We start from the raw sequence: 25,724 nt of genomic DNA on the forward strand, positions 1-25,724 counted from the left end.
TCGTCTCAGCGCGCAGCGTCGACCAGCGGGCGCGCGAACGTCGGATCGATCAGCGCATCGACGATCTTCGCGGGATCGACGCCGGGCTTGGTCAGTTGTTCGGCCGTCAGGACCGGCGCCGCGGCCTTCAGCGCCGCGCGTTGCGTATCGCCGGGAACGGGATGGCTGAAGTCGTTGCGTTGCAACTGCAGTTTCGCCACCGGCAGCGATACCTTCGATTCGTCGGCGAGGATCTGCGCGGTATCGGCCGGATGCGCGACGATCCACTGACGCGCGCGGTCGTAGACCTTCAGCACACGCGTGACCGCCTGCGGGTACTGGCTGGCGAACGCGTCGCGGACGTTCAGGAAACCATAGGTGTTGAACGCAACGTTGCGATAGAGCAGGCGAGCGCCGTCGTCGACCTGCGCCGCGGCCATGTGCGGATCGAGGCCGGCCCACGCATCGACCTGGCCGTTCGCGAGTGCGGTGCGCCCGTCGGGATGCTGCAGGTTGACGATCTCGACGTCGTCGCGGGTCAGGCCGACCGTATGCAGCGCGCGTAGCGTGAACAGGAACGGATCGGTGCCGCGCGTCGCGGCGATTTTCTTGCCCTTCAGGTCCGCGAGCGAGCGGATCGGCGAATCCTTGCGGACCACGAGCGCGGTCCATTCAGGGCGGGAGAACACGTAGACCGTATGGATCGGGTTGCCGTTCGCACGCGCGAGCACCGACGCGAGACCCGCGGCGGAACCGAAATCGACCGCCCCGCTGTTCAGGTATTCGAGTGCGCGATTGCTGCCCAGGCTCAGCACCCAGCGGATCGACGTGCGGTCGGCCTTGAATTCGTCTTCGAGCCAGCCAAAGTGGCGGATCACCAGGCTCTCCGGCGAGTAGTACGCGTAGTCGACGCGGATTTCGGCGGGCGTCGCTGCGCGGGCGTGCACCGAGACGAGGCTGGCGAACGCGGCAACGACGAGGGCCGCGGCTTGCCATGCGCGGGACCAGGACAGCTTCATCGGGATTCTCCGGAAGGGCGGCAAGGTGCCGCGAACAGGCAGGGTGACCGGCTAATGTAACGAAGCAGCGGCGATCCACGAACGAAGAAATCCGCAATTGAACATGTGCGTTGCTGCTAAGCGCACGCGGCGAGCAACTTTATGACGCGGGCCGATTAATTTATCGATTTATATCGCTTGGGATAACGGGACCGGGAGAACAGAATGCGTGCTGCCGGAACGTGACGGTATCGCGTGTCGGGAGGATCGCGGTCGCAGCGAATTCTCGCGGGTCACGAATGAGCACGTCCGGTTGGCGGCTTCATGTAGACATTGCCGACAACTCGGCAAAAAACTAAGGAATGCGATGAGTTCGATCGATCTGAACGCGGTCCCCCCGGTGTCGTCGCCCATCCGCTCGGCAAGCGACGTCGCGCGCCTGATCAACACCGTGGACAGCTCGGTCAGCCATGCCCGGATGATCGTGCTGCTGGCGCTCGGCGGCGTGTTTCTCGATGCATATGATCTGACGACGCTGTCCTACGGGATCGACGACGTGGCCCGCGAGTTCGGTCTGACGCCCGCGCTGACCGGGCTGGTCGGGTCCGCGATCATGATCGGCACGATCTTCGGCAGCCTGATCGGCGGATGGCTGACCGACAGGATCGGCCGCTATCAGGTGTTCATGGCCGACATGCTGTTTTTCGTGGTCGCGGCGATCGCGGCCGGGCTCGCGCCGAACGTCTGGGTGCTGATCGGTGCGCGCTTCGTGATGGGGCTCGGGGTTGGCATCGACCTGCCCGTCGCGATGGCGTTTCTCGCGGAATTCTCGAAGTTCGACGGTCGCGGCAACAAGGCGTCGCGGCTCGCGGCGTGGTGCCCGATGTGGTACGTGGCGTCCTCGGTCTGCTTCCTGCTGATCTTCGGACTGTATTTCCTGTTGCCTGCGGAGCATGCGGGATGGCTTTGGCGCGCATCGCTGATCTTCGGCGCGGTGCCCGCCCTCGTCATCATCCTGTTCAGGAACCGCTTCATGAACGAATCGCCGCTGTGGGCAGCAAACCAGGGCGACCTGGCCAATGCCGCGAGGATTCTGCGCGAGTCGTACGGGATTCATGCGCACGAAGCGGAGGATGCCCCGCGCGCGCCGAGCCAGCCGCCCGTGCGCATTCGCGTGCTGTTCCAGCGTCCGTACCTGGGGCGGACGATCGTCGCCAGCGTGATGAACCTGTGCATTCCGTTCGAGTACACGGCGATCGCTTTCTTCCTGCCGTCGATCCTGTCGCAGTTTCTCGGCGCGGGCGTATTCGAAACGATCGCGGCGTCGCTGGCGCTGAACGTGCTGTTTGCGTTCACCGGCGGCTTGCTGGGCATGCGCCTGGCCCATCGCCATGCTTCGCGTCATGTCGCGATCGCCGGTTTCGCGCTTCAGTTCGTCGCGCTCGTGGCGCTCGCGCTGGCCGGGCATCCGCACGGCGCACTCGCGATCGGCTTCGTGCTGTTGATGCTCGGTACGTGGTTGTTCGCCGAAGGGTTCGGGCCCGGCGCGCAGATGATGATCTATCCGACGCTGTCGTATCCGGCAACGATTCGTGGCACCGGCGTCGGCTTCGGGCGTTCGCTGTGCGGCATCGGTCAAGCGCTGGCGCTGTTCGTGCTGCCGATCCTACAGGCGCGGCTCGGCACGGACATGTTCTGGGTCGTCGCAATCAGTGCCGCTACGCCGATCGTGTTCCTGCTGATCGTGCGCTACGAGCCGACGGCGCGCGATATCGACGACGACGGTGGTGTGTGAGCGCGGTCGACATCGTGTCTAGTCCGGAAAGGGCGCGTGCATTCTCGAGTGCGCGCGTCGTCGTTGGTGCAATCACAGTGTTCACCCGTTCGATGAGCGAGTGCGGAAGCAGAACGCGCATCGGCGCGGCACCGGGCTTCTAGCGACGGGAAGGGGCGATCAGGCGGTGAGTCGGGCGAGCGGCCCGACACACCGGTTGCTGCTCATCGTGAGGCCGGCCCGCTCGCGGACACGCGGACCGACCCGCCGTCACGTTGACGTCACGCGTAGGCCGCCACCTGTTCGGCATCGCGCTTGACTTGCTCGATGTCGCGGAATTGCGCGGCCGGATGTTCGTCCGGCAGCCGCGCCGATCCGCCGAACAGCTTCTCGCGCAGCGTGCCCGGCGCATAGCCGGTCGGATACACGCCGCGCCGCTGCAGCTCGGGGACGAGATAACGCACGACATCCTCGAAGGTTTCATGCGCAACCGCATACGCGAGGTTGAAGCCGTCCACGTCGGTGGTGGCGACCCATTCCTGCAGGATGTCCGCGACGGTCGCGGCCGAGCCGACGAAGACCGGGCCCAGGCCGCCGATGCCGCCCCAGGCTGCCAGTTCCTCGATCGTCCATGCGGTGTCGCCGCCCGCCAGATGCTCGACCGCCGACACGATCGCATTCGTTTCGACACGCCGGACGGGATCGTTCGGCGCGTACTGGCCGAAGTCGATGCCGGTCCAGCCGGACATGAACACCAGCGAGCCGTCATACGACACGTACTTGCGATATTCGTCGAACTTGGCCTGCGCTTTCTCGTCGGTTTCGTCGACGATCACGGTGACGAGGTTGTAGATCAAGACCTGGCTCGCGTCGCGCCCCGCGGCGGCGGCCTGCGTGCGCACGTCGGCCACGTAGCGCGCGAGCTGCGGGCGGGTCGGCGCGGCGACGAACACGCATTCGGCGTGCTGCGCGGCGAACGCCTTGCCGGGGCCGGACGCGCCGGCCTGGAACAGCACCGGCGTGCGCTGCGGCGACGGTTCGCACAGGTGGTAGCCGGGCACGTCGAAGAAGCGGCCCTTGTGGCCGATCTCGTGCACCTTCTCCGGGTGCGTGAACACGCGGCCGTCGCGGTCGCGCACCACCGCACCGTCCTCCCAGCTGCCCTCGAACAGCTTGTACAGCACCTCGACGTATTCGGCCGCGACCGCATAGCGATCATCGTGCGTGCGCAAGCCGTGATCGCCGACGTTCTTCGCGCCGCTTTCGAGGTAGGACGTGACGATATTCCAAGCGAGCCGGCCCTTCGTGTGATGGTCGGCGGTCGACAGCCGGCGCGCGAACGTGTACGGGTGTTCGAACGTCGTCGATGCGGTGATACCGATGCCGAGATGCTCGGTCGCCATCGCGATCGGCGCGGCGAGCTGCAGCGGATCGTTCACCGGGATCTGCGCGGCCTGGTGCAGCGCGTGGTAGTTGCTGCCTTTGTAGACGTCGTAATAGCCGATCACGTCCGCGATGAAGATCGCGTCGAAAATCCCGCGTTCGAGCACGCGGGCGAGATCGGTCCAGTAGTCGAGGTCCTTGTACTGCCACGACCGGTCGCGCGGATGGGCCCACAGCCCGGGCGACTGGTGGCCGACGCAGTTCATCTCGAACGCATTGAAACGGATGGTCTTGCTCATTGTGCGGCTCCTGCCTCTGCATGCGTGCTTGTGCCCGTGCCGTTGCCGACCTGCCAGACGAACGGCGGCGTGCGCCCGTTGATGACCCAGTCGCCGACGATCCGCGCCTTGTAGACGAGCGGATTGTGCGACGACACGGTGCGCGCGTTGCGCCAGTGGCGGTCGAGCGCCGTCGTGCTGCGGGTCGCGGACGCGCCGAGCGCGTCGAACAGGCGCGTCGCCGCGCGCAGCACGAGGTCCGACACGACGAGCTGGCTCTGCGCGGATTCGATCTCGGCCGCGACGTTCGCATCGTGCTCGGCCGTTGCGTCGCCGCCGAAGTGCGCTTCGTAGGCCCGTTGCAGCGGTTGCGCGGCGCGCAGTGCGAGCGCGTCGGCCGCATAGGCCCACGACGCGATCTCGCCGATCACCTGCTGCAGCTGGGCATCGTCGGCCGCGCGCGGGGCATTGCCGTGGCTGTACACACGGGTGCGGTGGCGCACCAGGTCGGCTGCATCGCGCACGATTGCGTGGCCGATGCCGGCCAGCGTCGCGACGTGGAAGAGCTGGTAGAACGCGGTCTGGTACTTGAAGCGTCGCGCGAAGTCGATCACGTCCCGGGCATCGACCGTCGCGTCCTCGAAGCGGGTGGTGCCGCTGCCGGTCGTGGTCTGGCCGAAGCCGTCCCAGTCGTCTTCGCGGATCACGCCGGGCTGCGCGGTCGCGACGGCGACGATCACGTCGCTGCCGTCGTCCGCGCGCTGCGCGAACACGTCGATCCAGTCGGCGAACAGGCTGCCGGTGCTGTAGAACTTCCGGCCGTTCAGCACGAGGCGACCATGCTTTTCCGAGACCTTCGTGATGGTCTGGCCGAGCGCCACGTCGCCGGTCTCGGTCCACGCATTGCCGACGAGCTGGCCGCTCGCGAAGCGGTCGAACCACGTCCGGCGATCGGCGTCGGGCGGCGCGTTCAGCCAGTCCTCGACGAACGCGAAGTGCCCGCGCAATGCCTGCGGCAGATTGGAATCGGCCGCAGCGAGCTCGGTCAGCAGCCGGAACAGCTGCGGCAGCGACGCGCCGGCGCCGCCGTCGCGCACCGGCAGCCGCACGGCGCCGAAGCCGGCGGCCTTCAGCCAGCCGATCGCCTCGTGCGGCAGTTCGCGGCGGCGTTCGCGTTCGGCGGTGCCGGCCGCGATGCGTTCGAAGATCGGCCTGAAGCGGCCGGCCAGCGCGTCATAGTCGGTGCCGGTGGAAAGTTCGGTTGCTGCGGGAGACGAAGTCATACGGGGTCCTTGAAAGGCGGGGCCGTCGATGCCGGCAGGCCAGTATAGGAAGCACGCTGCGGACGATCCAATAACGGATTCGTACATCGTTATCGCCACCGGGCATTACGCGGGCGAGGCGGCGCGGCATCGATGCAAGGGCGTCGACATCGTCGCTGACGCGCGGTTTGCTGCAAGCATCGTGCTGCATCGTTTGTCACGCGAAGGAATATCGTTGTGCGAATCGCTCGGTTTGCCGGCACGCAGTGCGCTGCTAGATTGAATGTTTCCGTCAATCAGCAGGAGAGCCCGATGTCAGAGACGAGCGCCACGATTCAGGAACGGCCGGCCGATACGCAACCCCAGGTGGCCCGCGTGATCGCCGACGACGCACAGGCCATCGCGGCCGCGCATGCACTGGCGCAGCGGCTCGCGCAAGGGGCGGCCGAGCGCGACCAGGAGCGCCGGCTGCCGCGTGACGAGATCGAATGGTTCTCGCAGTCGGGGCTGTGGGCCATCACCGTGCCGAAGGCGTACGGCGGCGCGGGCGTGTCGCATGTGACGCTGACGGAAGTGGTGAAGATCGTCGCGGCGGCCGATGCGTCGCTCGGGCAGTTGCCGCAGAATCATTTCGGGTTGGTCGACGTGATCGCGCTGACCGGCACCGACGCGCAAAAGCGCCACTTTTTCTCGGAAGTGCTGAGCGGCAAGCGGTTCGGCAACGGTTTTTCGGAGAAGGGCACGAAGCACGTGCTCGACCTGAAGACGCGGGTGCGCCGGGACGGCGACGATTACGTCGTCGACGGCACCAAGTTCTATTCGACCGGCGCGCTGTTCGCGCATTACGTGCCGGTGCTCGGCCTCGACGACGAGCGCCGCGCGTGGCTCGCGTACGTTCGCCAGCCGGCGCCGGGGCTGACCGTGATCGACGACTGGTCGGGGTTCGGGCAGCGGACCACCGCGAGCGGCACCGTCGTGCTCGACAACGTGCGCGTGCCGGCGTCGCACGTGCTGCCGGCCCAGCGCGTGTCGGATCTGCCGACGCTGAACGGCCCGCTGTCGCAGATCATCCAGGCCGCGATCGACGCGGGCATCGCCAGGGCCGCGCTCGACGATACGCTGGCGTTCGTGCGCACGCGCACGCGGCCGTGGGTCGACAGCGGCGTCGAGCGGGCGGCCGACGATCCGTTGACGATCCGCGAGATCGGCCGTCTGCACATCCAGCTGCATGCGGCGGAGGCGCTGCTCGAGCGCGCGGCGCGTACGCTCGACGAGATCGCGGCGCGCGGCGACGTGACCGAGGACGATGTCGCGCGCGCGTCGGTGGCGGTGGGCGAGGCGAAGGTGCTGACGACGGAGATCGCGCTGCTCGCGGGCGAGAAGCTGTTCGAGCTGGCCGGCACGCAGGCGACGCTGGCCGAGCACAACCTCGACCGGCACTGGCGCAATGCACGCACGCATACGCTGCACGATCCGGTGCGCTGGAAATATCACCTCGTCGGCAACTACTACCTGAACGGCGTGCGGCCGGCGCGCCATGCGTGGAATTGAACTCGTTGCGATCGTGGCGTTATGGTGCAGCGATGGTTGAGCGCGTCGCCGCAGTCGAGCGCATCGACGCGATCATCAGCGAACCCGGCAAGGCCTTCGTCGAGGCGCAATCGCCGGGTATCGAGCAGGTGAATGCTGCACAGAGGGGGTTACCGCACCAGCGCGGCGACACGATAAAGTCGCCGCATCCCCATGAGCCTGCTTACTGAGGCGAGTCAGGCAACGTGTAGTCGAAGCGGTACGAATGCCGGCCGCTTTCGATGATGATGATCATCGCGCCGGAGAGTCCCAGCAATTCTCCCGTGCCGGAATCGGGCACGACGGTGATCGACTGTTGGGGCTGCCCGCGGGTCATGGTGGAACTGTGCTGCAGGACAAAGCTGCCGTGGCGGCCGCCCAGCACGCCTTGCACGGTCTCCATCGCCAAATAGCCGGCGGAGCCCTGGACGCTGCTTCGAAAAGCGAGCATTTCTCCCTGACTGACGGCCTCGAGGTCGCCGTGATACTGCTTGTCCAGCGACATGCGACCGAGCCCGGTCTGTTCCGCGACGGTACTCAGGGATTCCGGATTCAGCTTCACTTCAAACGGACCATTGGCCAGCAGGGTCATTGCAGCGCTCCTCGTCGAATCGGCAACCCGCACTATAAGCCAACCGGGTTCGGGCGGATGACGGCCGCGTCGACGCGAGACATTGAAAGGTGCGACTTCAAACGTGACGGAGGCGCAATGGTTCCGTAGTTTCGAATCGCCGAAGCCTCATCGACGCAAACGGCAACGCTTCAATCGTCGCCCGCTTGATACAGCGCTTTCACCTGCGACAACGCTTCGATGAATTCATCCTTGAGCGCCTGCGGCCCGAGGATTTTCACGTGTGCGCCGTACCCCAGCAGTTTCCGCGCGCCGTGCTCGATCGATTCGATGGGCATCAGGAATGCTTTCCATCCCGGCGGCACCTCCGCGCTGCTGGCATCCTGCGCGGCAGGCACGGTCTTGATCCGTGCGTTGGCCAGCCAGGTTTCGCCGCGCGGCGACACGGCAATATGGGCGGTCAGCCGATTGAGTTCGGCCTCGTACCGGCTCATCGCGTCGCGCCAGTGCGTTGCCAGGTCGAATCGCGCGGGGCGCTTGAAGCGGCGGCGCGATGCATCGAGTTCGAGGATATTCGCGACCCGGAACGTGAGTGCGCCGGGCTTGCCGACCACCCTGGCGACCAGGTACCACGCGCCGCCCTTGAGCACCAGGCCGAGCGGCTCGAGTTCGCGGCGGGACACGCCGCGCCAGCTCTGATACTTCACGTCGATACGGTACGCCCCCCACACCGCGTCGGCGACTTCCCGCAGGAGGGCGGGCGCTTCCTGCGCCCGGTACCAGTCCACGGTGTCGACGTGCAGCCGGCTGGCGACGCGATCGGCATGCTCGCGTGAGCCAGGCGGCAGGCTCGCGATCATCTTCAGCCGCGCGGAGGTCGCCATGCCGTCGAGGCCCAGTTCGCTCGCGGGCCCGGGCAGGCCCGCCAGAATCAGCGCGTGCGCTTCATGCTCGGTGAGCCCCGTGAGATCGGTACGCCAGCCGTCGCTCAACTGAAAGCCGCCGTTGCGGCCGCGGTCGCCCCAGATCGGCACGCCGGCCGTGGAGAGCTGGTCGATATCGCGCAGGATCGTGCGCTCGGACACCTCCAGCGCTTCGGCGAGCGCCGGTGCGGTCATCCGGCCGCGTGCTTGCAGCATCATCATGATCGACAACAGGCGGCTCGCTTTCATGAGCGACACGTTACCTCAAATACCTGACATGAGGTGTCATGTTATCGGGCTTATGCTTTGCCGCATTCCCGATCCGTTTCATCGACGCGGGTTACGCAACACGACACCACAGGGGATCAAACGATGAAGATCATTTCCGGGCCGCTGAGCATGTTCGGCGCGAAGGTCGAAATTGCGGCGCACGAGAAGGGCATCGACTTCGAGCTGGTGATGGTGCCGTTCAGCCAGCTTCGCGGCTACGATCCCAAGCATCCGGATGTGTTGCGGATCAACCCGAAGCGGCAGGTGCCGGTGCTGATCGACGGTGATCTGGAGCTGTTCGATTCCACGCAGATCTTCGAGTATCTCGAGGATCTGAAGCCCGATCCCGCGCTATGGCCGGCGCATCCGGCGGCGCGCGCCATCGCGCGTCAGCTCGAACACTGCAGCGACGAAATCTATTTTCCGCACGTCGTCCGGCTGATGGGGCTGGAAGCGACGCCCGACGATCCGGCGGCACAGGCCGCACGCGCGGAAGCGGCGCACTACTATCGGCGCATGGAGCACGTGCTGGCGGATCGCGAGTTTCTGGCCGAAACGTATTCCTGCGCCGACATCGCGTTCTACATGGCGCAGTTGTTCGGCGCGCGCAAGGGCGCACCGATGACGGACGAAACGCCCCGCCTGCTCGCGTGGCGTGAACGGATGACGGCGCGTCCCGCCGTGCGCAAGGTCGCCGGCGCGATGGCCGGCTATCTTGCCTCGATCGGAGAGGCGGTCCCCGATTTTCTTCGCGCGCTCGACTAGCTGCGTTCGAGAGCGGGTGGAAGGCGGCCTTCAGCCGCGATGGCAACCGAAGGCCGCAGTGGGGTGTTCGGCGTTCAGCCGCGGATGAACGCGAGCAGATCGGCGTTGATCGTCTCGGCGTTGGACGTGGGCATGCCATGCGGGAAGCCCGCATACGTCTTCAGCGTGCTGTTCCTGGCCAGCTTCGCCGACAGCAGACCGGAATCGGCATACGGGACGATCTGGTCGTCGTCGCCATGCATCACGAGCACGGGAATCGTGGTGCTTTTCAGGTCTTCGGTGAAGTCGGTCTGCGAGAACGCGACGATGCCATCATAGTGGGCCTTCGCGCTGCCCATCATGCCCTGCCGCCACCAGTTCCAGATGACGCCTTGCGACGGCTTTGCGCCGGCGCGGTTGTAGCCATAGAACGGGCCGGCCGGCACGTCGTAGTAAAACTGCGCGCGGTTCGCCGCGAGTTGCGCCTGGAGGTTGTCGAACACCTCTTTCGGCAGGCCACCCGGATTGCTGTCCGTCTTGACCATCAGCGGCGGAACGGCGCTGATCAGCACGGCCTTGGCGACGCGGTCTTCGCCGTGGCGGGCGACGTAGTGAATGACTTCGCCGCCGCCGGTCGAATGGCCGACATGAACGGCGCCTTGCACGCCGAGGTGATTCACGACCGCGGCGACGTCGTCCGCGTAGTGATCCATGTCATGACCGTCCCACACCTGGCTGGAGCGGCCGTGGCCGCGACGGTCGTGCGCGATCACGCGATAGCCCTGTGCCAGGAAGAAGAGCATCTGCGCATCCCAGTCGTCGGCGCTGAGCGGCCAGCCATGATGAAAGAAGATCACCTGGGCGTCGCGCGGCCCCCAGTCCTTGTAGAAGATGTCGACGCCATCCTGCGTTGTGACGTAACCCATGTCTGCTCCTGTTCGGTGGGCGGTATCGATTCGTGACGGTCTTGCCGGTCGCGATGGTCGCCAGGCCGGCGCTGCGCATGACGCGGCATCCGATGCCCGCCTGCCTTGGCGATGCGCTCACTCTAGGTTTAAAGTCAGGTTTAATGTCAACACGCTGGAGAGGCAGGTATGAGAATCGGGGAACTCGCGAAGCTCAGTGGCCTGACGGCCTCGCGGATCCGCTTCTACGAGGCTGAAGGGCTGCTCACGGCCGTCGAGCGCGGCACGAATGGTTATCGCGACTACGGCGAAGACGCGGTGTGGATGCTCGAGATCATCGCCGGCGCGCAAAGTGCCGGGTTCTCGCTGGAACAGATCCGCCATCTGCTGCCGTTGAAAGCCGGAAACTGGCAGCATGACGGGCTCGTGGAGGCGCTCGAACGGAAAGTCACCGAGATCGACGCGATGCAAAAACGCCTCAAGGAAAACAAGGCGCAACTGCTCGTCGCGATCGACACCATCAAGAACCGGCCGACCGAACTGAGTTGCACGGAGCGTACGCGCTGGGTGATGGACCGGTTGCGCAATCCGGGCGAGGTGTCGACACCTGGCAAGGGCCGTCGCACGACCACCAAATGATTCCGCACCGCACCGCACAGTGCGTGCCGGCCGGTAGCTCGGGCGCAATCCGACGCGCCCCTCTATTCGGGCCCTTGACCTTAAAGTTGACTTAAATCTTAGAGTGCTTGCTGACGGCAGTGAGTCAGCAGGCTTCGGGTGTTGCCTGCCACGGTCGATCATCGACGAGAGGCGACGAACATGGACAGGCGTTTTACACAGGTCGAATTCGGGCCGCACAAGGTCGACGTGCCCGAAGGCGGGTATTACGACCGGTTCCGGATGAATCCTGACCTCGACGAGGTGGCGCGCGATCCCGCGGCGGGGAACATCGATTTTTTCCGTCGGATTCCGAAGCGTCAGGTCGCGTCAAGGGTCGGCCCGACCTGGGCGCCGAATTTCTACTACCGTTCCAGCAGCATTCAGCTGCTGTTCCTGGCGCCGCTCGAACGCCTGCGGACCACGCTGCCGGTGCCGCTCGAGCCACTGCGCGCGCTTCCCGGATACGGGCTGGCCGCGCTGACCTTCTTCTCGTATTCGGTGTGCGACAACGATCCGTATGACGAAGTGTCCGTCGCGGTGGTCATCCGCCGGCCCGGTGCGACCGGGTCGCATGCGCTCGAGCTGATCGATTCGATGCGGCGCCGGAGCTTCTTCGCGCACGTGCTGGCGCTGCCGGTCACCACGGAAATCGCGCGGGTGCGCGGCGTGCATGGCTATCAGCTGCCCAAGTGGCTCGCCGATATCGACGTGAACCTCGGCGCCACCGCCAGCGCCCGCATTGCCGGCCCGGGTGGCCGGCCGGACCTGAGCCTGAGCGTGCCGATGCCCGAACTGACCCAGGTCGCGTCGCAGTCGCACATGGGCACGTCGACGATGATCAATCGCATCGACGGCGAATGGCACCAGACATCGGTGCAGACGAATGCGTTATCGTTCGCCCAGCGCCTGTTGCCGCGCAATGTCGAGCTGGTGCGGCATGGCGGTCCGTTGAGCCAACTGCTCGACGGGCTTGGCGCGTCCACCATCCTGCGTCTCGACGTGGTGAAGGATGCGCAACTGGTGCTGAACCTGCCGACCCCGTTGAAGGCCTTCGATGAACCCGGAAAGCAACGCTGACGCCACGCAACGCCGCGGCACGCCCGCGCGAAGGAACCGCCCATGACCCGGCCGACTCACGATCTCGTCGTATTTGGCGCCACCAGTTTTGTCGGGCAGATTCTCGCCCGCTACCTGTCCGAGTACCTGTCGGGTGCCGGCGAGACGCTGCGCTGGGCCATCGCCGGCCGCTCCGAAGCGAAGCTCAGGCAGGTCAGGGATACGCTGGGCGCGGCCGGGCAGTCGGTACCGATCATCGTTGCCGATGCGGCCGACGAAGCGCAGCTTCGAGCGCTTTGCGCGCAGACGCGGGTGGTCGTGTCCACCGTCGGCCCCTATGCGCTTTACGGGGAGCCGCTGGTCAGGATCTGCGCCGAGACCGGCACCGACTACTGCGACCTCACCGGCGAGACGCAGTGGATCAAACGGATGATCGACAGGTACGAACCGGCGGCCCGGCAATCCGGTGCGCGCATCGTTCATTGCTGCGGTTTCGATTCGGTGCCGTCGGACATGGGCGTGTTCTTCCTGCAGCAACAGGCGCGGCAACAGTGGGGCGTACCGGCCGCGCAGGTGAAGATGCGTGTGAAAACGCTGAAGGGCGGCGCGTCGGGCGGCACGGTGGCGAGCGTGATCAACGTCGTTCGGGAAGCGGCGGCGGATCCCGCGTTGCGCAGGGAACTGCTCGATCCTTATTCGCTGTGCCCGAAGGGACATGGTTTTACGGCACGCCAGCATGCGGTGCGATCCGCCGCGTTCGATCGCGACTTCGACGCGTGGATCGCGCCCTTCGTGATGGCGGCGATCAACGAGCGCGTCGTGCATCGCTCCAATGCACTGGCCGGCAATGCGTACGGCAGCCGCTTCACGTACGACGAAGCGGTGATGACGGGCACGGGCCTCAAGGGCCGCCTGACCGCTGTGACGATGGTGGCCGGCCTCGGCGCGTTCATGGTGGGTGTCGTCATCAAGCCGGTGCGCAGCCTGATGGAGCGCTTCCTGCTGCCGAAACCCGGCGAGGGGCCGAGCGCCGCGGCGCAACTGGCAGGCCGCTACGATCTGCGATTCTTCGGCCGCACCGACGACGGGAAGACCCTGCGCGTGAAAGTCACCGGCGACCGCGATCCGGGCTATGGCTCCACCGGCAAGATGCTCGGTCAGGCCGCGATCAGTCTCGCACTGGATTGCGTTGACAATGGCGTCAAGATCGGACGCGGCGGCGGCTTCTGGACGCCCGCGACGATGTTCGACGAGCGCTACATCGAGCGGTTGGTGCGCCATGCGGGGTTGCGTTTCGACGTGATTTGAGCGCGTGTGCCGTCCGCTTGCTAGTCGACAGAAAGCCGATAAAGATCGGATTGCGAATCAACATCAGGAGACGACTGACAGTCACGACGGGGCAGATGGCCGGATGCGATCCGGCCGGGGAGTATCGGAACATGAAGATCGGGGAACTGGCGGAGCGCACCGGCCTTACCCCTTCGCGCATCCGTTTTTACGAGCGCATCGGTCTGCTGACGCTCGTCGAGCGCGAAGCGAACGGCTATCGCTCCTATCCGCAGGAAGCGGTGACGGTGCTCGACCTGATCACGGCCGCGCAGAAGGCGGATTTCAGTCTTGAAGAGATCCGCACGCTGATGCCGGCCGGCCTCGCGCAGTGGCCCTGCGATTCGGTGCTGGAGGCGCTGTGCCGCAAGGTGCAGGACATCGAGGCGCTGGAGGCGCGGCTCGCGCAAAGCAAGGCGCAGGTCGTGTCGCTGATCGCTGACATCGCCGCGAAACCGGCGTCGGTCGATTGTGCAACCCATGCGAAACGATTGCTGTCGCGCATCCCGCCCGGGAATGCGGCGGATGGCGGCGAGGCTGCGACTGCCGCCGCCGATCATGACGAAGCGGTGGTGCGCCGCCGGTCACCCTGCGCCTAGTGGCGCGCCGGCGCATCACATCACAGCAGCGCAACGACCTGTTCCGCGGTCGCCTTCGCCGATTGCGGATTCTGGCCGGTCACGAGGCGGCCGTCGACGACGACGTTCGACGTGAACGGCAGCAGCGCCTTCTCGTAGCGCGCGCCGCGCTGCTGCATCTGCTGCTCGACGTTGTAGGGCACTTTCTTCGCGACGCCGGCCAGGATTTCCTCCACCCACGAGTAGCCGGTGATCCGGCGTCCGGCAACCAGCAGCGAGCCATCCGATAGTTTGGTGTTCAGCAGCCCGCAGTAGCCGTGACAGACCGACGACACGACGCCGCCGTGCTCGTAGATCTCGCGCGTGAGGCGCTGCAGCCCCGCATCGTCCGGGTAGTCCCACATCACCGCATGGCCGCCGGTGAAGTAGATCGCATCGAAATCCGCCGGATCGATCTCGTCGGGGCGTGCGGTGGTGGCCAGCAGCGCCGCGTTGGCCTGGTCGGCCCGCCACGCTTTCGCGGCGGCGTCGGCATGCGGCCATTTGAGCGAGCGCGGCTCCAGCGGCGACACGCCGCCCTTGGGGCTCACGAGCTGCTGCTCATAGCCTTTTGCCGCGAAGATGTGATGCGCATGGGTCAGTTCGGACAGCCACAGGCCGGTCGGTTGCGACGGATCGGCGTAGTGCGCGACGTTGCTCACGACGTGAAGGATGCGCTTGCTCATGATGCGGTTTCCCTTTCATCGGCCACGGGGCGGACGTCGTCGACGCACCGCCGGATTGTCGGATGGCATGGCACATACCCATGACCTCGATACGCCGCCGAGGCAAACCATAACCTTTAAGCAAAGTCGAAGGTCAAGGCCTTTTCGTCCTGGCCGCCCGCGCGGGCGTGGCGGGCAGCACGAGTCCGTCCAGCAAGGTGGTCAGCGCATCTTCGATCGCGTGGTCGCCGACCTTCTCGCGCACCAGCCGCCCGTCGATCGCCAGCATCGTCAGCCCATGCAGATGCGCCCAGCAGGCGGTCGCCTGGCCGAGCGCCGGGCGCGGGCGGATCGTGCCGGCGCGCTGGCCGCGCTCCAGGATGTCGACGACCAGCAGGAAGGGGGCTTGCACGCGCGGATCGAGATGGATGTCCGAAGGCTCCCCGGCATCCGCGGCAAACATCAGTCGATAGAGATCCGGGTTGCGCTGCCCGAACGCGAGATGGGCATAGGCGAGGGCGAGCAGCACGTCCGGTGCATCGGTTGCGGGATCGACGGACGCGGCGAGATCGTCGCGCAGGCGATCGAAGCCGATCAGCGCGAGCTCGTGCAGCAACGCGGCCTTGTCCGGGAAATGCCGGTACGGCGCGGAGTGGCTGACGTTCGCGCGCCGCGCGATTTCGCGCAGCGTGAACTGCCAGCCCTGTTGCTCCTGCAGCGTGTCGAGCGCGGTTTCGATGATCGCGCGACGCAGATCCCCATGGTGATAAGCCTTTTGCCCGGCATCCGCATCCCCATCCGACGACATCGTGTTGCTCCTATGTTGACAGGGAACACATTGTGGTCCTATGATCGGCCGCATGCAAGTTGACAGTGTCTACATCGACGCAACCTCGTGAGGTGCACCATGGCCGTTTCCGCAGAATCCAGCTCGAGCTTCGACCCGGCGGTGTTGCTGGCCCGCCAGCGCAACGCATTCGTCAGCGAGGGGCCGCCGAGCATGCAGCAGCGCAAGGCCCGGCTCGCGCGGCTGCGCGCCGTGGTGCTCGCGTATCGCCGCGAAGTGGAAGAAGCGGTCAGCGTCGATTTCGGGCATCGCTCGCGACACGAGACCGCGATCATGGAACTGGTCGGCGTGATCCAGGCGATCGACTACCTGACGCGCAACCTGCGCCGCTTCATGAAGCCGCAGCGCCGGCACGTCGGCATCTTCTATCGCGCCGGGCAGGCGCACGTGGAATACCAGCCGCTGGGTGTCATCGGCGTGATGGCGCCGTGGAATTACCCGTTCGCGCTCACGTTCATTCCGCTGGCCACCGCGCTGGCCGCGGGCAACCGCGCGATGCTCAAGCCGTCGGAACTGACGCCGCGCACCAGCGAGGTGATGCGCCGGATGCTCGCGGAGACTTTCCCGATCGAAGAAGTCGCGGTCGTGCTCGGCGGCCCGGAAGTCGGCGCCGCGTTCAGCGGCTTGCCGTTCGATCATCTGCTGTTTACCGGCAGCACGCAGGTGGGCCGCAAGGTCATGAAGGCGGCCAGCGACAATCTGGTGCCGGTGACGCTCGAACTCGGCGGGAAGAGCCCGGCGATCGTCGCGCGGGGGCACGTCGATGACCGGACGATGTCCAGCATCGTGTTCGGCAAGCTGTCGAACGGCGGGCAGACCTGCGTGGCGCCCGACTATGCGCTGGTGCATGAAGACGACCTGGACGCGTTCGTCACGCAATACGATGCGGCCGTCGCGCGCTTCTATCCGGAAGGGCCGACCAGCCCGGACTACACGTCGATCGTCAGCGACCGGCATTACGATCGCCTGAAAGGGCTCGTCGACGAAGCGCGCAGCAAAGGCGCGCGCGTGATCGAGGCGGGCGTGAATCCGCAGCAGGCGGCCACCCGCAAGCGGACGCTCGCGCCCACGCTGATCGTCGGGGCCGGCGACGATGCGACCGTCATGCAGGAAGAAATCTTCGGGCCGATCCTGCCGGTGCGCACGTATCGCACGATCGACGAAGTCGTCGACTACGTGAATGCGCGTCCGCGGCCGCTTGCGCTGTATTACTTCGGCGCGCAGGACAGCGACTGCGCGTCGTTGCTCTCGCGCACCACGTCGGGCAACGTCGGCATCAACAACACGCTCCTGCACGTCGCGCAGGAAGACTTGCCGTTCGGCGGCGTCGGCCCGAGCGGGATGGGCGCGTATCACGGCATCGAAGGATTCCGCGCGATGAGCCATGCGAAGGGCGTGTTCGTGCTCGGGCGCTGGAACCTGCCGAGCCTGCTGCGCGCGCCGTTCGGCAAGCTCGCGGATCTGTCGCTGGCGGCGTTGCTCGGGCGCAGCCGGGATCCGGTGGGCGCGCGGGCGGGATTGACCGCGAAGCGCTGAACCGGGCGCGGGGCCGGGTCAGCGCGCGCGATGGTGTCCTTGAAGCGCGGCGGCCCGGAAATTCAGATCAGCGCCCGCCGCGCGCGATGGCCAGCGCGACGCCGAAGCCCACGAGCAGGCAGCCGAAGGTGCGGTCGATCCAGTGCCGCAGCGCCAGCAGGCGGTCGCGGACGGCCGTTGCGGAAAAGCACAGCGCCACCAGGCTGAACCAGCCGGCATGCGCGACGGCGATGAACGCGCCGTAGCCGATCTGCACGATCAACGGCGTGTCGGGCCGCACGGCCTGCATGAACAGGCTGACGATGAACACCGTGGTCTTGGGGTTCAGCGCATTGGTCAGGAAGCCGGTGCGCAGCGCGGCCAGGTCGGACAGCGGCGCGACGCGTGTGTCGGGCTGCCCGTTGCTTGCCTTCGTCATGAGCATCTTCACGCCCAGGTAGATCAGGTAGATCGCGCCGACCAGCTTGACGGCATTGAAGAGCCACAGCGACTGGCGGATCAGCAGGCCGACGCCCAGCAGCGTGTAGCTCACATGAACCGTCACGCCGAGCCCGATACCCAGCGCGGTGAGCACGCCCGAGCGGCGCGACAGCATCAGGCTGTTGCGCGTGACCATCGCGAAGTCCGGGCCCGGGCTGATCACGGCCAGCAGCGTGATGGTGACTACAACTATCAGTTCGGTCATCGTCTTGTCCTTGCGGTTGATGGCTTGATGACGCAATCTTATGGGTCACGTTACATCGGGAAAAGCGATGATTTCTGACCAGAATGGTGAGATTGACTCACAATCCGTTCGCGCCAGCCTGCCGTCGCTGATGGCCTTGCGTTGCTTCGAGGCGGCGGCGCGTCACGAGAATTTCAGCCGTGCCGCCGACGAGCTGTGCCTGACTCATGGCGCGGTCAGCCGCGCGGTGCGGCTGCTCGAGGACGACCTGGGTGTGGCGCTGTTCCAGCGGCGCAGCCGTCGCGTCTTCCTGACCGATGCGGGCCGCAAGCTGGCGCAGGCCGTCCATGATGGGCTGGGCCTGATGCGTCACGCCGCGCACGAATTGCGCACCGAGGCCGCCCGGGCGCGGCGCTGGGTCCTGTCGTGCGAGCCGACGCTGCTGATGCGCTGGCTGATTCCGCGCTGGCCGGATTTTCAGGCGCGGCATACGGGCGTCGACATTCACCTGGCTGCCGCGGGCGGCCCGTTTTCATTCGACAGCGGCATCGACATGGCGATTCGACGCAATGACTTTGCGTGGCCAGCGGGGTATCACGCGGAGCGTCTGTTCGCAGAGCGGGTCGGGCCGGTTTGCCGGCCGGATAAAGTCGATGCGTGGTTTGCCACGCGTCGTGGTGATCGCGCGTTGAAGAAGGACGCTCCGCCATTGCATACGCGGACACGCCCGGACGCATGGAAGGAATGGTCGGTAGCGGCGAACCAGCCGGCCCCGGGTGGGCGCGGGCAGACCTTCGACCATTTCTACTTCAGCCTGCAGGCGGCCGTCGCGGGGCTCGGTGTCGCGATCGGCCCGTGGCACCTCGTTCGCGACGACATCGAAAGCGGTGTGCTGGTCGCGCCACTGGGGTTCGTCGAGGATGGTTCGCATTACTGCCTGTTGACGCCGGAACCGGTGGCCGCCGGGAGTGCGCAGGCGGATTTGCTCGGGTGGTTGAGGGCGATGGTTTGATGGAGCTCGGGTGTGCGCAGATGGGTGGGAGACGTTGCGCGTCCCTATCGAAGGGGCGTGGTGAAGATCGGCGCAGGTATCGCAATCGGCCCCTGCGCCCGGTATCGCAGGCCGCCGTGATGGCTGTCGCTACTGCCTCGAATCCGGTGCGAAGGTCCTGCACGTCACGCCGGCGATAAAGTCGATTGCCGCGCGCAAGTCGTCGGGCCTGCCGTGGTAGCCGACCGCCCGCCCTGCGTTCGGCGCGAGGACGGCAAGCGACATGATTCGGCCATTCAATGCTCCGTGAACGCCGCGGTTGGCTTCGGCGCGATGGGGGCGTTGGTGAACCTTCGGCCGTCAATTCCCGCTCGATCGATCCGCATGGAGCGTCGTAACGCGCTCGCCTGGCCTGGATGGCCTGATCTTTGAAATTGCCCGAGGCTCAGGCATTCCGCTCGCGAAGCATCCAACGCGTCAGTTCTCGAATCTGATCGGTCGTGACGCGCTCGTGCAGGATCAGGGTGCGTAGATAAACGGCGCCGATCAGACAATGCAGCAGGGGCATCGGATCTGCCCCCTGCGGCCACTCACCCGCTTTTGCGGCACGATCGAAAACCTGTTGAACCGCCGCAAAGCGGTTCGTCCAAAGCCGGTGTAGTTCACTCGTCACGGCCGCATCGTTGTAAGTGGCCAGCACAAACTGAATCGCGGACCTGCCGACGCCCGTTTGCAAGTAGCGCACAGTTGCCGACAGCAGCGCGACGAGATCCGCCTGCAGCGAGCCCCGATCCGGTATCGCGATGTGCTCGGCAAAAAGCTCGAAGACGGCCTCCATCATCAGCCCTTCCTTGCTCTTCCAGCGGCGATAGATCGAACTCTCATGCACGCCCGCAAGCGCGGCGATGGCGCCGATGTTGAGCCCCTCGAAACCCGCCGCCTGCAATTGGGCAATCGTTGCGGAGATCACGGCTTCACGGACGCGGGCGCTGCGGCCGCCAAGGCGGCGACGTGGCGACGGCGATTCTTGTTCGGCTGACTTTGGCATGAGCGGATTTTACACATCGTTTCATCGACTGCCCGCGTCGTCACGGCGGTCCGGCCACGAGCGCGACCATGAGCGACGGCCGGCAGGCATGCGGTAAACACTAACGCAAGTTAACTTGCGTTAGTGGCGCGAGTCGGGAAACATGGCAACTCGTTCACCAGTGCTACGGAGGTTCAAGTGAAAGCAGTGACGTTTTTCAAGTCAGGTACGGAGGTGGCCTGCGAGGACATCCTCAGAATGGAGGTCAAAAGGGCGCGCTACATGATGGCCTTGCTCATGGAGAAACTGGGGGCAGACGGCATGGTCAGCCTGTTCGCGAAGGAGATCGCGGAGCACGAATCGAACGAGAAGGATTGGTCGCTGCGTGCGAATGGTCGCTTCAGTTCGTCAGTTGCCGAAGCGCACGTGGCGGTGGGCACCAGCGCGGAGTTCGTGGCCTGGTTCTGGGAGGGATATGGCGGGTCGAACAGCCCCGCAATGCTTCGTGCTCACCCTGAGCATCTCGGTGCGCTACCGCTCTCGGACGGGCGTGTCGGCATTCTGGAGGTACCCGGCCATACGAAGTCGCCGGCCCTCCTGAAGCTCCGCCATCTGGATGACTGGAGCGGTATCCCGATCGAACTGGCACCCGATATGCCGCATCGGATGATGGGGCGCGTCGAGACGCCCGATGGTGTGACCGTCGGTTACTTGCTGCACCAATTCAGGGACACGCTTCCGGGGTTCGATGCGCGGCTGGAGATCTTCTGGCCATCGACCGCGCCGGAAGAACTCATTCACGGCCACTCGGACCACCTGATGCTCGAGTGGTGCAACTGGTTCGAGCTGTACGTCCTCTCGCGGACGCAAGCACGCGACCTGATGCCGTTGGCGCTTTCCGTGAATACATAACCGCGTCATCGGTTCGCGTACTTCGAGCGGGCCAGTGCGGCGCGGGCCGCTTGGGTGGAGCGGCAAAGCAGCAGCGGAAACACGCTACCGCTTTGTCGTGTCATCGGTACCGTGAACCGATTGCGGCGGATGTGCGATCAAGTTTGCGATCCGATCCCTCGACAACGTCGCAACGGACATCAATCCCTGACCGACGGCGATTCAAGAAAAACCAACGCTCCGGTGTGCGTGCCAGGCAGCACACTGAGGACCGAAGCCGAAGCGGCGATCTGTCCGGCTTCATCTGATCGCCATACGTCGGGTGCCGCACGCAGGCAGATTCTTATTCAATTATTTTGCAGTCCTGCATGACTGGAGGAGACATTAAAACGTGATCAAGATGAAAAAAATCCGTCCGATTCTGCTGATCCCTATCTCGATCGCAGTATTGGGCTTACTGTCAAACGCGCATGCGCAAAGTAACGTCATGCTGTACGGTGTCGTGGATTCCGGCGTGATGTACGTGAGCCGTACCTTCGACGCCGGAACGGGTACGAGTGGCCCGCATCAGGTATCGGCAACGGATGGCGGGATCTCGGGTTCTCTCTTCGGTATCACCGGTGCCGAGGATTTGGGCGCAGGTGCGAAGGCGATCTTCACGCTCGAAAGCGGTTTTACGACGAACAACGGGGCGCTGGGCAACTCGAACGGAAATTTCTTCGGGCGGCAAGCCTTCGTCGGGCTCTCCGGACACTTCGGTACCGTAAAGGCCGGTCTGCAGTACTCGCCGTTCGGACTTGCGATCGTCGACACGGACGCGCGGCATGCGTCGTTCTTCGGGAGTCAGGCCGGAATCTACATGGGCAATTTTTTTGCGACCGGCATTTTCGTCGCCAATGCCGTGTCCTATACGAGCCCGACGATCGCCGGCTTGCAGGCGAGTGCATTGCTTGCGCTGGGCGGCGATCCAAAGGGATTTCAGGCGGGGCGCCAGTATGCGGCTCGCTTGAGATACGAATGGAAAGACCTGGTCGTGAACGCTGCGCTCTTCAGTGGAAATCCCGGTGGTTCAGCGAGCGTTTCGACGCCATTCCCGTCAACGATCGAATTCAGCGGTCGAACGGTCGGCGCGAGCTACAGGTGGGGAGGCGCGACACTGAAGGGATCGTACACAAGCTACAAGATCGCCGGCTCCTTCAATGAGAAAGTGTACGCCGCGGGCGGCGAATATCTGATCACGCCGGTACTGTCCACCGACGTAGGCGTCTGGTACATGCGGGACAGCAACGACTCGGCGAACCATTCTTTGCTGGCGTCTGCCGGGCTGGACTACTTTCTGTCGAAACGAACGACCTTGTATGGGGCCGCGGCATGCGTGAACAACCACGGGTTGATGCATACGGGATTCACGGTGAATGGCGCGCTGTATGAGCCAACCGGCAGCAGTGTGGGCATCGTCGTTGGTGTTCGTCACCTCTTCTAGTGCACCCGAAAGACACAGGCGCTGAAATCGCCGCCAGCTGATGACGCTGGCGGCGATTTCACGAATGCGTGCTGGCATGGCGGTGCGGTGTTCAAGCACGGCGAGCGGACACCGCGAGTCCACTGGCGGGGCGTTTCAAGGCGCGAGGACCACGAACGCAGTCCTCGCCTTGAATCAGTGGCCGGTTGCGAAACGACGTGCGGTCAATGATCGCCTTCCGAGGCCGGCGCCGGCAACACGGTTGCATGGTTGGTGCCGAAACCGATTCGTACAAAGCCATCACGTTCGCACCAGCCCCGGAAAATGACGGTATCGCCATCGTCGAGGAACGTGCGGCTTTCACCATTGCCGATATCCACGGGTTGCGTGCCGCCTGCCGTCAGTTCGATCAACGCGCCGGCTTCGCCCGATGACGGGCCCGAGATGGTGCCGCTTCCCAGCAGGTCGCCAGGCTGGAGGTTGCAGCCCCCCATTGTGTGGTGCGCGATCATCTGCCCCAACGTCCAGTATTGGTGCCGGAAACTGGTGTGCGTCAACGTACGCGGTTGCACGCCTTGTGCGCGCTGACGCGCGCTGAGGATCGACGCCTCGAGCCGGATGTCGAATGCACCGGCCGTGCTGTTGTCGTCCGAGGACAGGTAGTCGAGCGGCTGCGGGCGTTCGGCGGCGCGTGACCACGTGGTGCGGTACGGCAGCAATGCTTCGAGGGTGACCAGCCAGGGCGATATCGTCGTCGCGAAATTCTTCGCGAGGAATGGCCCGAGCGGCTGCATTTCCCACGACTGGATGTCGCGTGCGGACCAATCGTTCAGCAGGCAGAGCCCGAAAACATGCCGTTGCGCGTCACGCAGCGGGATTGAATTGCCGCGTGGATTGCCGACCCCGATCACCGCGCCGAGTTCCAGCTCGTAGTCGAGCCGGCGACATGCGCCGTGAACGGGAGGGGCGGACGGATCCGGGCGGTATTGCCCCATCGGCCGGTAGACCTGCTGACCGCTGACGTCGATCGACGACACGCGGCCATGATAAGCGATGGGTAACCAGTCGAAATTCGGGCTGATCGCCATGCCGAGCGGGCGGCTGCAGTTCACCGCATGATCGAGCGAGGTGTAGAAGTCGGTGTAGTCGCCGATACGCACGGGTACGGCGTACTCGGCTTCCGCTTGTGATACCAGCGTCTTCCGTACGCGCGGCTCGTGCGGACTGCCGGCCCGAAGCAGTTCGAAGAGTGCGTGGCGCAGTGCCTGCCAGGCAGTCGGCCCCATATCGAGCAGCGCATTCAGTGTGGTTGCCGTGGCCGCTCGCACGGCCTCGAGCGCCAGGCCGTCCATGCAGCCCGCCTGCTGTAACGCAGCGAGGTCGACGATCTGGTCGCCGATCGCGATCCCGCCGCGCCAGGTTTCGCCGACGCCCCTGCGGCGAAATACGCTGAGTGGCAAATTCTGCAACGGAAAGTCGGTCCCCGCCACGTTGGCCGCTTCCAGCCAACTGCATTGAGTGACGTCGTGTGTGTGATTCAGTTCCATCGAGGCTCCTTGCCTATACGGGTCGATGCAGGTCGCAAGCGGTTGCGTTGAGGGCGTCGTCGAAAATCGCGACTGCGCGGGTCCAGCCGGCGGAGGCGCCCCGGATTTTGTGCGGGAAGCACGAGATGAAGAAGCCGTGAGGTGGCAGCACCTCGAGATTGTGGAGTTTTTCCAGGTGGCAATAGCCGATCTTGCGGCCGGCCTTGTGTCCTTCCCAGATCAGCGATGCATCACGCGTTTCGGCATATTTTTTCGCGGTATGTACGAATGGCGCGTCCCAGCTCCACGCGTCGGTGCCAGTCAGGCGAACCCCTCGCTCGAGCAGGTACATGGTCGCGTCGAAGCCCATGCCGCAACCCGAGGAAACATAGTCGCGTTGTCCGTAGCGCTTGCCTGCACGCGTGTTGACGACGACGATTTCAAGCGGCTTGAGTTCGTGCCCGATGCGCGCAAGCTCGACTTCGACGTCGGTAGCGGTCACGACGTAGCCATCGTCGAAGCCGGTGAAATCAAGCTTCACGCCGGGTTGGAAGCACCAATCGAGCGGCACTTCGTCGATGGTGATCGAGCGCTCCCGCTTGCCCGTCGAATCGTTCATCGTGCTGTGGAAGTGATAGGGCGCATCCAGATGAGTCCCGTTGTGCGTGCTCAACTGGATGTGTTCGATGGCCCAGCCTTCGTTGTCCGGCAGGTCGGTTTCCTGCAGTCCGGGAAAGAAGGCCGTAACGGCTTTGGCCGTATTCCCGTGCGACAGATACTGAATCTTGGGACCGTAACCCGGTGGATCGGAAATGACGTCATTTTCCAGATAGATCGAAAGATCGACGAAGCGTCGTGTCATGTGCGGTTGCTCCTGGTTTGGGGGGACTTACCACCGACGCCGCATGGCATCGTTCACGTTATGCTGACTGTACGATCGTACAGTCAGTGTCGTGTTGGTGTAAACTGGCGTCGCGTAATGAGCGCGATTGGCATTCGCAGCATTCGCGGCAATCGAGCCACAGGACAGCGGAGACACCATGCAAGCGAAGGAAGTCACGGGAAAGGCGACCGGTGTACGGGGCGGGAAGGGAGCGCAACAGACGGTCGAGACGAGCAAGCGCGAGCGGGTGCTCGACGTGGCGGAGCGGCTGTTTGCCGAAGGCGGTTTCGATGGCGTTTCGATGCGGGATATTGCGTCGGCGGCGGAGGTTGGCCTGCCGTTGATCGTGTATCACTTCGAGACCAAGATGGGCCTGTACCGCGCGCTGTTCGAGCGCCGCAAGACAGTGCTCGACACCCGGTTGGCTTTGCTTCGTGAGCCGGTTGCCGTAGGGGAAGACCCTCTCGAGCATATCGTGCGCGCCTTCGTGCTCCCGGTGATGCAGATCCAGAATACCGAGTCCGGGCTCGCGTATGCCAAGCTCGTTGCGCGCGAAGCTTCCGATCCGCGCGAGGCCGAGCGCGGCATCGTTGCCGAACATTTCGATCCGTTTGCGGCGGAGTTCATCAGGGCAATCAGGAAGACGCTGCCGGGCCACAGCGCCAACTATGCGCACTGGGCCTACCTGTTCGCGGTGGGGGCGTTGGTGATGAGTGCATTCGACAGTCGCATCGAGCGGATCTCGGGCGGCAAGATCAAGGCCGGCGCCCTGAAGCGCAAGGCCGAGCATCTGGTGACCTTCATTACCGCCGGGATTCGCGCTGGCGCAACCTCGGGTGGGCGGACATCGGCCGCGTGAGTGGCACAGCGGCGTCGAATGCTACCGGAGTGCCAGATGGTGTTTCAGTCGGCCAATG

General features: G+C 65.0%; 25 protein-coding genes. 13 read left to right on the forward strand and 12 right to left on the reverse strand.

Annotation, left to right across the window (positions count from 1 at the left end):
- Window positions 1-5: 5 nt before the first annotated feature.
- Entirely contained in the window at window positions 6-998 is a 993-nt protein-coding gene (locus tag ACN8ZM_RS32950) for an aliphatic sulfonate ABC transporter substrate-binding protein (RefSeq protein WP_420213082.1), read from the reverse strand.
- A 346-nt stretch (window positions 999-1,344) separates the two neighbouring features.
- On the opposite strand from ACN8ZM_RS32950, the gene ACN8ZM_RS32955 reads away from it, so the two are divergent.
- Window positions 1,345-2,772, forward strand: a complete 1,428-nt coding sequence (locus ACN8ZM_RS32955) for an MFS transporter (protein WP_089454476.1) — start codon at window positions 1,345-1,347, stop codon at window positions 2,770-2,772.
- Window positions 2,773-3,032: 260 nt separating this feature from the next.
- Here the strand turns inward: ACN8ZM_RS32955 and ACN8ZM_RS32960 are convergent, their stop codons facing one another.
- Together ACN8ZM_RS32960 and ACN8ZM_RS32965 are read right to left on the reverse strand one after the other, a co-directional pair.
- A complete protein-coding gene (locus ACN8ZM_RS32960) occupies window positions 3,033-4,433 on the reverse strand; it encodes an LLM class flavin-dependent oxidoreductase (RefSeq protein WP_420213083.1) in 1,401 nt (466 codons plus the stop codon).
- Complete coding sequence (locus ACN8ZM_RS32965; RefSeq protein WP_420213084.1) at window positions 4,430-5,695, reverse strand: acyl-CoA dehydrogenase family protein; 1,266 nt, start codon at window positions 5,693-5,695, stop codon at window positions 4,430-4,432. Before ACN8ZM_RS32965 ends, ACN8ZM_RS32960 begins: the two co-directional genes overlap by 4 nt.
- Before the next feature lie 291 nt (window positions 5,696-5,986).
- Between ACN8ZM_RS32965 and ACN8ZM_RS32970 the strand changes: the two genes are divergently transcribed.
- Together ACN8ZM_RS32970 and ACN8ZM_RS32975 are read left to right on the forward strand one after the other, a co-directional pair.
- Window positions 5,987-7,225, forward strand: coding sequence for an SfnB family sulfur acquisition oxidoreductase (locus ACN8ZM_RS32970; protein WP_420213085.1), 1,239 nt, complete (start codon window positions 5,987-5,989; stop codon window positions 7,223-7,225).
- A complete protein-coding gene (locus tag ACN8ZM_RS32975) occupies window positions 7,216-7,434 on the forward strand; it encodes a hypothetical protein (protein WP_420213086.1) in 219 nt (72 codons plus the stop codon). Before ACN8ZM_RS32970 ends, ACN8ZM_RS32975 begins: the two co-directional genes overlap by 10 nt.
- Here the strand turns inward: ACN8ZM_RS32975 and ACN8ZM_RS32980 are convergent.
- Window positions 7,428-7,835 carry a DUF3224 domain-containing protein gene (locus ACN8ZM_RS32980; protein WP_420213087.1) on the reverse strand — a complete coding sequence of 136 codons (408 nt, stop codon included), beginning with the start codon at window positions 7,833-7,835 and terminating at the stop codon, window positions 7,428-7,430. The two genes, ACN8ZM_RS32975 and ACN8ZM_RS32980, sit on opposite strands and share 7 nt — an antisense overlap.
- 170 nt (window positions 7,836-8,005) lie before the next feature.
- Window positions 8,006-8,986 (reverse strand): helix-turn-helix transcriptional regulator, encoded by a 981-nt coding sequence (locus ACN8ZM_RS32985; RefSeq protein WP_420213088.1) that lies wholly within the window; start codon window positions 8,984-8,986, stop codon window positions 8,006-8,008.
- 123 nt (window positions 8,987-9,109) lie between these two features.
- Here ACN8ZM_RS32985 and ACN8ZM_RS32990 point away from each other — a divergent pair, with 123 nt between their 5' ends.
- Window positions 9,110-9,772, forward strand: a complete 663-nt coding sequence (locus ACN8ZM_RS32990) for a glutathione S-transferase family protein (RefSeq protein WP_301769331.1) — start codon at window positions 9,110-9,112, stop codon at window positions 9,770-9,772.
- A 74-nt stretch (window positions 9,773-9,846) separates the two neighbouring features.
- Here the strand turns inward: ACN8ZM_RS32990 and ACN8ZM_RS32995 are convergent, their stop codons facing one another.
- Complete coding sequence (locus tag ACN8ZM_RS32995) at window positions 9,847-10,677, reverse strand: alpha/beta fold hydrolase (RefSeq protein ID WP_205821409.1); 831 nt, start codon at window positions 10,675-10,677, stop codon at window positions 9,847-9,849.
- Window positions 10,678-10,845: 168 nt separating this feature from the next.
- Between ACN8ZM_RS32995 and ACN8ZM_RS33000 the strand changes: the two genes are divergently transcribed.
- From ACN8ZM_RS33000 to ACN8ZM_RS33015, 4 genes are all read left to right on the forward strand, one after another.
- A complete protein-coding gene (locus tag ACN8ZM_RS33000; RefSeq protein WP_043184268.1) occupies window positions 10,846-11,295 on the forward strand; it encodes a MerR family transcriptional regulator in 450 nt (149 codons plus the stop codon).
- A 180-nt stretch (window positions 11,296-11,475) separates the two neighbouring features.
- The gene (locus tag ACN8ZM_RS33005) at window positions 11,476-12,393 is read left to right on the forward strand and encodes an acetoacetate decarboxylase (protein WP_420213089.1); all 918 of its coding nucleotides are present in this window, start codon (window positions 11,476-11,478) and stop codon (window positions 12,391-12,393) included.
- 42 nt (window positions 12,394-12,435) lie between these two features.
- A complete protein-coding gene (locus ACN8ZM_RS33010) occupies window positions 12,436-13,680 on the forward strand; it encodes a saccharopine dehydrogenase family protein (protein WP_420213090.1) in 1,245 nt (414 codons plus the stop codon).
- A 131-nt stretch (window positions 13,681-13,811) separates the two neighbouring features.
- Window positions 13,812-14,297 carry a MerR family transcriptional regulator gene (locus ACN8ZM_RS33015; RefSeq protein ID WP_420213333.1) on the forward strand — a complete coding sequence of 162 codons (486 nt, stop codon included), beginning with the start codon at window positions 13,812-13,814 and terminating at the stop codon, window positions 14,295-14,297.
- Between the two features lie 20 nt (window positions 14,298-14,317).
- On the opposite strand, the gene ACN8ZM_RS33020 is transcribed toward ACN8ZM_RS33015, so the two are convergent.
- Together ACN8ZM_RS33020 and ACN8ZM_RS33025 are read right to left on the reverse strand one after the other, a co-directional pair.
- Entirely contained in the window at window positions 14,318-15,001 is a 684-nt protein-coding gene (locus ACN8ZM_RS33020) for a type 1 glutamine amidotransferase domain-containing protein (RefSeq protein ID WP_043184272.1), read from the reverse strand.
- Between the two features lie 133 nt (window positions 15,002-15,134).
- Window positions 15,135-15,788: a TetR/AcrR family transcriptional regulator gene (locus ACN8ZM_RS33025; RefSeq protein ID WP_089454463.1), complete on the reverse strand. Its 654-nt coding sequence runs from the start codon at window positions 15,786-15,788 to the stop codon at window positions 15,135-15,137.
- Between the two features lie 99 nt (window positions 15,789-15,887).
- On the opposite strand from ACN8ZM_RS33025, the gene ACN8ZM_RS33030 reads away from it, so the two are divergent.
- Window positions 15,888-17,363 carry a coniferyl aldehyde dehydrogenase gene (locus ACN8ZM_RS33030; protein ID WP_420213091.1) on the forward strand — a complete coding sequence of 492 codons (1,476 nt, stop codon included), beginning with the start codon at window positions 15,888-15,890 and terminating at the stop codon, window positions 17,361-17,363.
- A 67-nt stretch (window positions 17,364-17,430) separates the two neighbouring features.
- Here ACN8ZM_RS33030 and ACN8ZM_RS33035 read toward each other — a convergent pair whose 3' ends face one another.
- Window positions 17,431-18,048, reverse strand: coding sequence for a LysE family translocator (locus tag ACN8ZM_RS33035; RefSeq protein ID WP_043184544.1), 618 nt, complete (start codon window positions 18,046-18,048; stop codon window positions 17,431-17,433).
- Window positions 18,049-18,115: 67 nt separating this feature from the next.
- On the opposite strand from ACN8ZM_RS33035, the gene ACN8ZM_RS33040 reads away from it, so the two are divergent.
- Window positions 18,116-19,039: a LysR family transcriptional regulator gene (locus ACN8ZM_RS33040; protein ID WP_420213092.1), complete on the forward strand. Its 924-nt coding sequence runs from the start codon at window positions 18,116-18,118 to the stop codon at window positions 19,037-19,039.
- Between the two features lie 424 nt (window positions 19,040-19,463).
- Here ACN8ZM_RS33040 and ACN8ZM_RS33045 read toward each other — a convergent pair whose 3' ends face one another.
- Window positions 19,464-20,066 (reverse strand): TetR/AcrR family transcriptional regulator, encoded by a 603-nt coding sequence (locus tag ACN8ZM_RS33045; RefSeq protein ID WP_420213093.1) that lies wholly within the window; start codon window positions 20,064-20,066, stop codon window positions 19,464-19,466.
- A gap of 177 nt (window positions 20,067-20,243) precedes the next feature.
- Between ACN8ZM_RS33045 and ACN8ZM_RS33050 the strand changes: the two genes are divergently transcribed.
- Window positions 20,244-20,957, forward strand: coding sequence for a hypothetical protein (locus tag ACN8ZM_RS33050; RefSeq protein WP_420213094.1), 714 nt, complete (start codon window positions 20,244-20,246; stop codon window positions 20,955-20,957).
- Between the two features lie 379 nt (window positions 20,958-21,336).
- A complete protein-coding gene (locus ACN8ZM_RS33055; protein WP_420213334.1) occupies window positions 21,337-22,419 on the forward strand; it encodes a porin in 1,083 nt (360 codons plus the stop codon).
- 203 nt (window positions 22,420-22,622) lie between these two features.
- On the opposite strand, the gene fahA is transcribed toward ACN8ZM_RS33055, so the two are convergent.
- Window positions 22,623-23,945 carry a fumarylacetoacetase gene (gene fahA, locus ACN8ZM_RS33060; RefSeq protein ID WP_420213095.1) on the reverse strand — a complete coding sequence of 441 codons (1,323 nt, stop codon included), beginning with the start codon at window positions 23,943-23,945 and terminating at the stop codon, window positions 22,623-22,625.
- A gap of 13 nt (window positions 23,946-23,958) precedes the next feature.
- Entirely contained in the window at window positions 23,959-24,786 is an 828-nt protein-coding gene (locus ACN8ZM_RS33065) for a cyclase family protein (protein ID WP_420213096.1), read from the reverse strand.
- A gap of 178 nt (window positions 24,787-24,964) precedes the next feature.
- On the opposite strand from ACN8ZM_RS33065, the gene ACN8ZM_RS33070 reads away from it, so the two are divergent.
- Entirely contained in the window at window positions 24,965-25,666 is a 702-nt protein-coding gene (locus ACN8ZM_RS33070) for a TetR/AcrR family transcriptional regulator (protein WP_043184547.1), read from the forward strand.
- Window positions 25,667-25,724 lie beyond the last annotated feature (58 nt).

It is taken from the genome of Burkholderia aenigmatica, from assembly GCF_048627025.1.
Classification (GTDB): Bacteria; Pseudomonadota; Gammaproteobacteria; order Burkholderiales; family Burkholderiaceae; genus Burkholderia; species Burkholderia aenigmatica.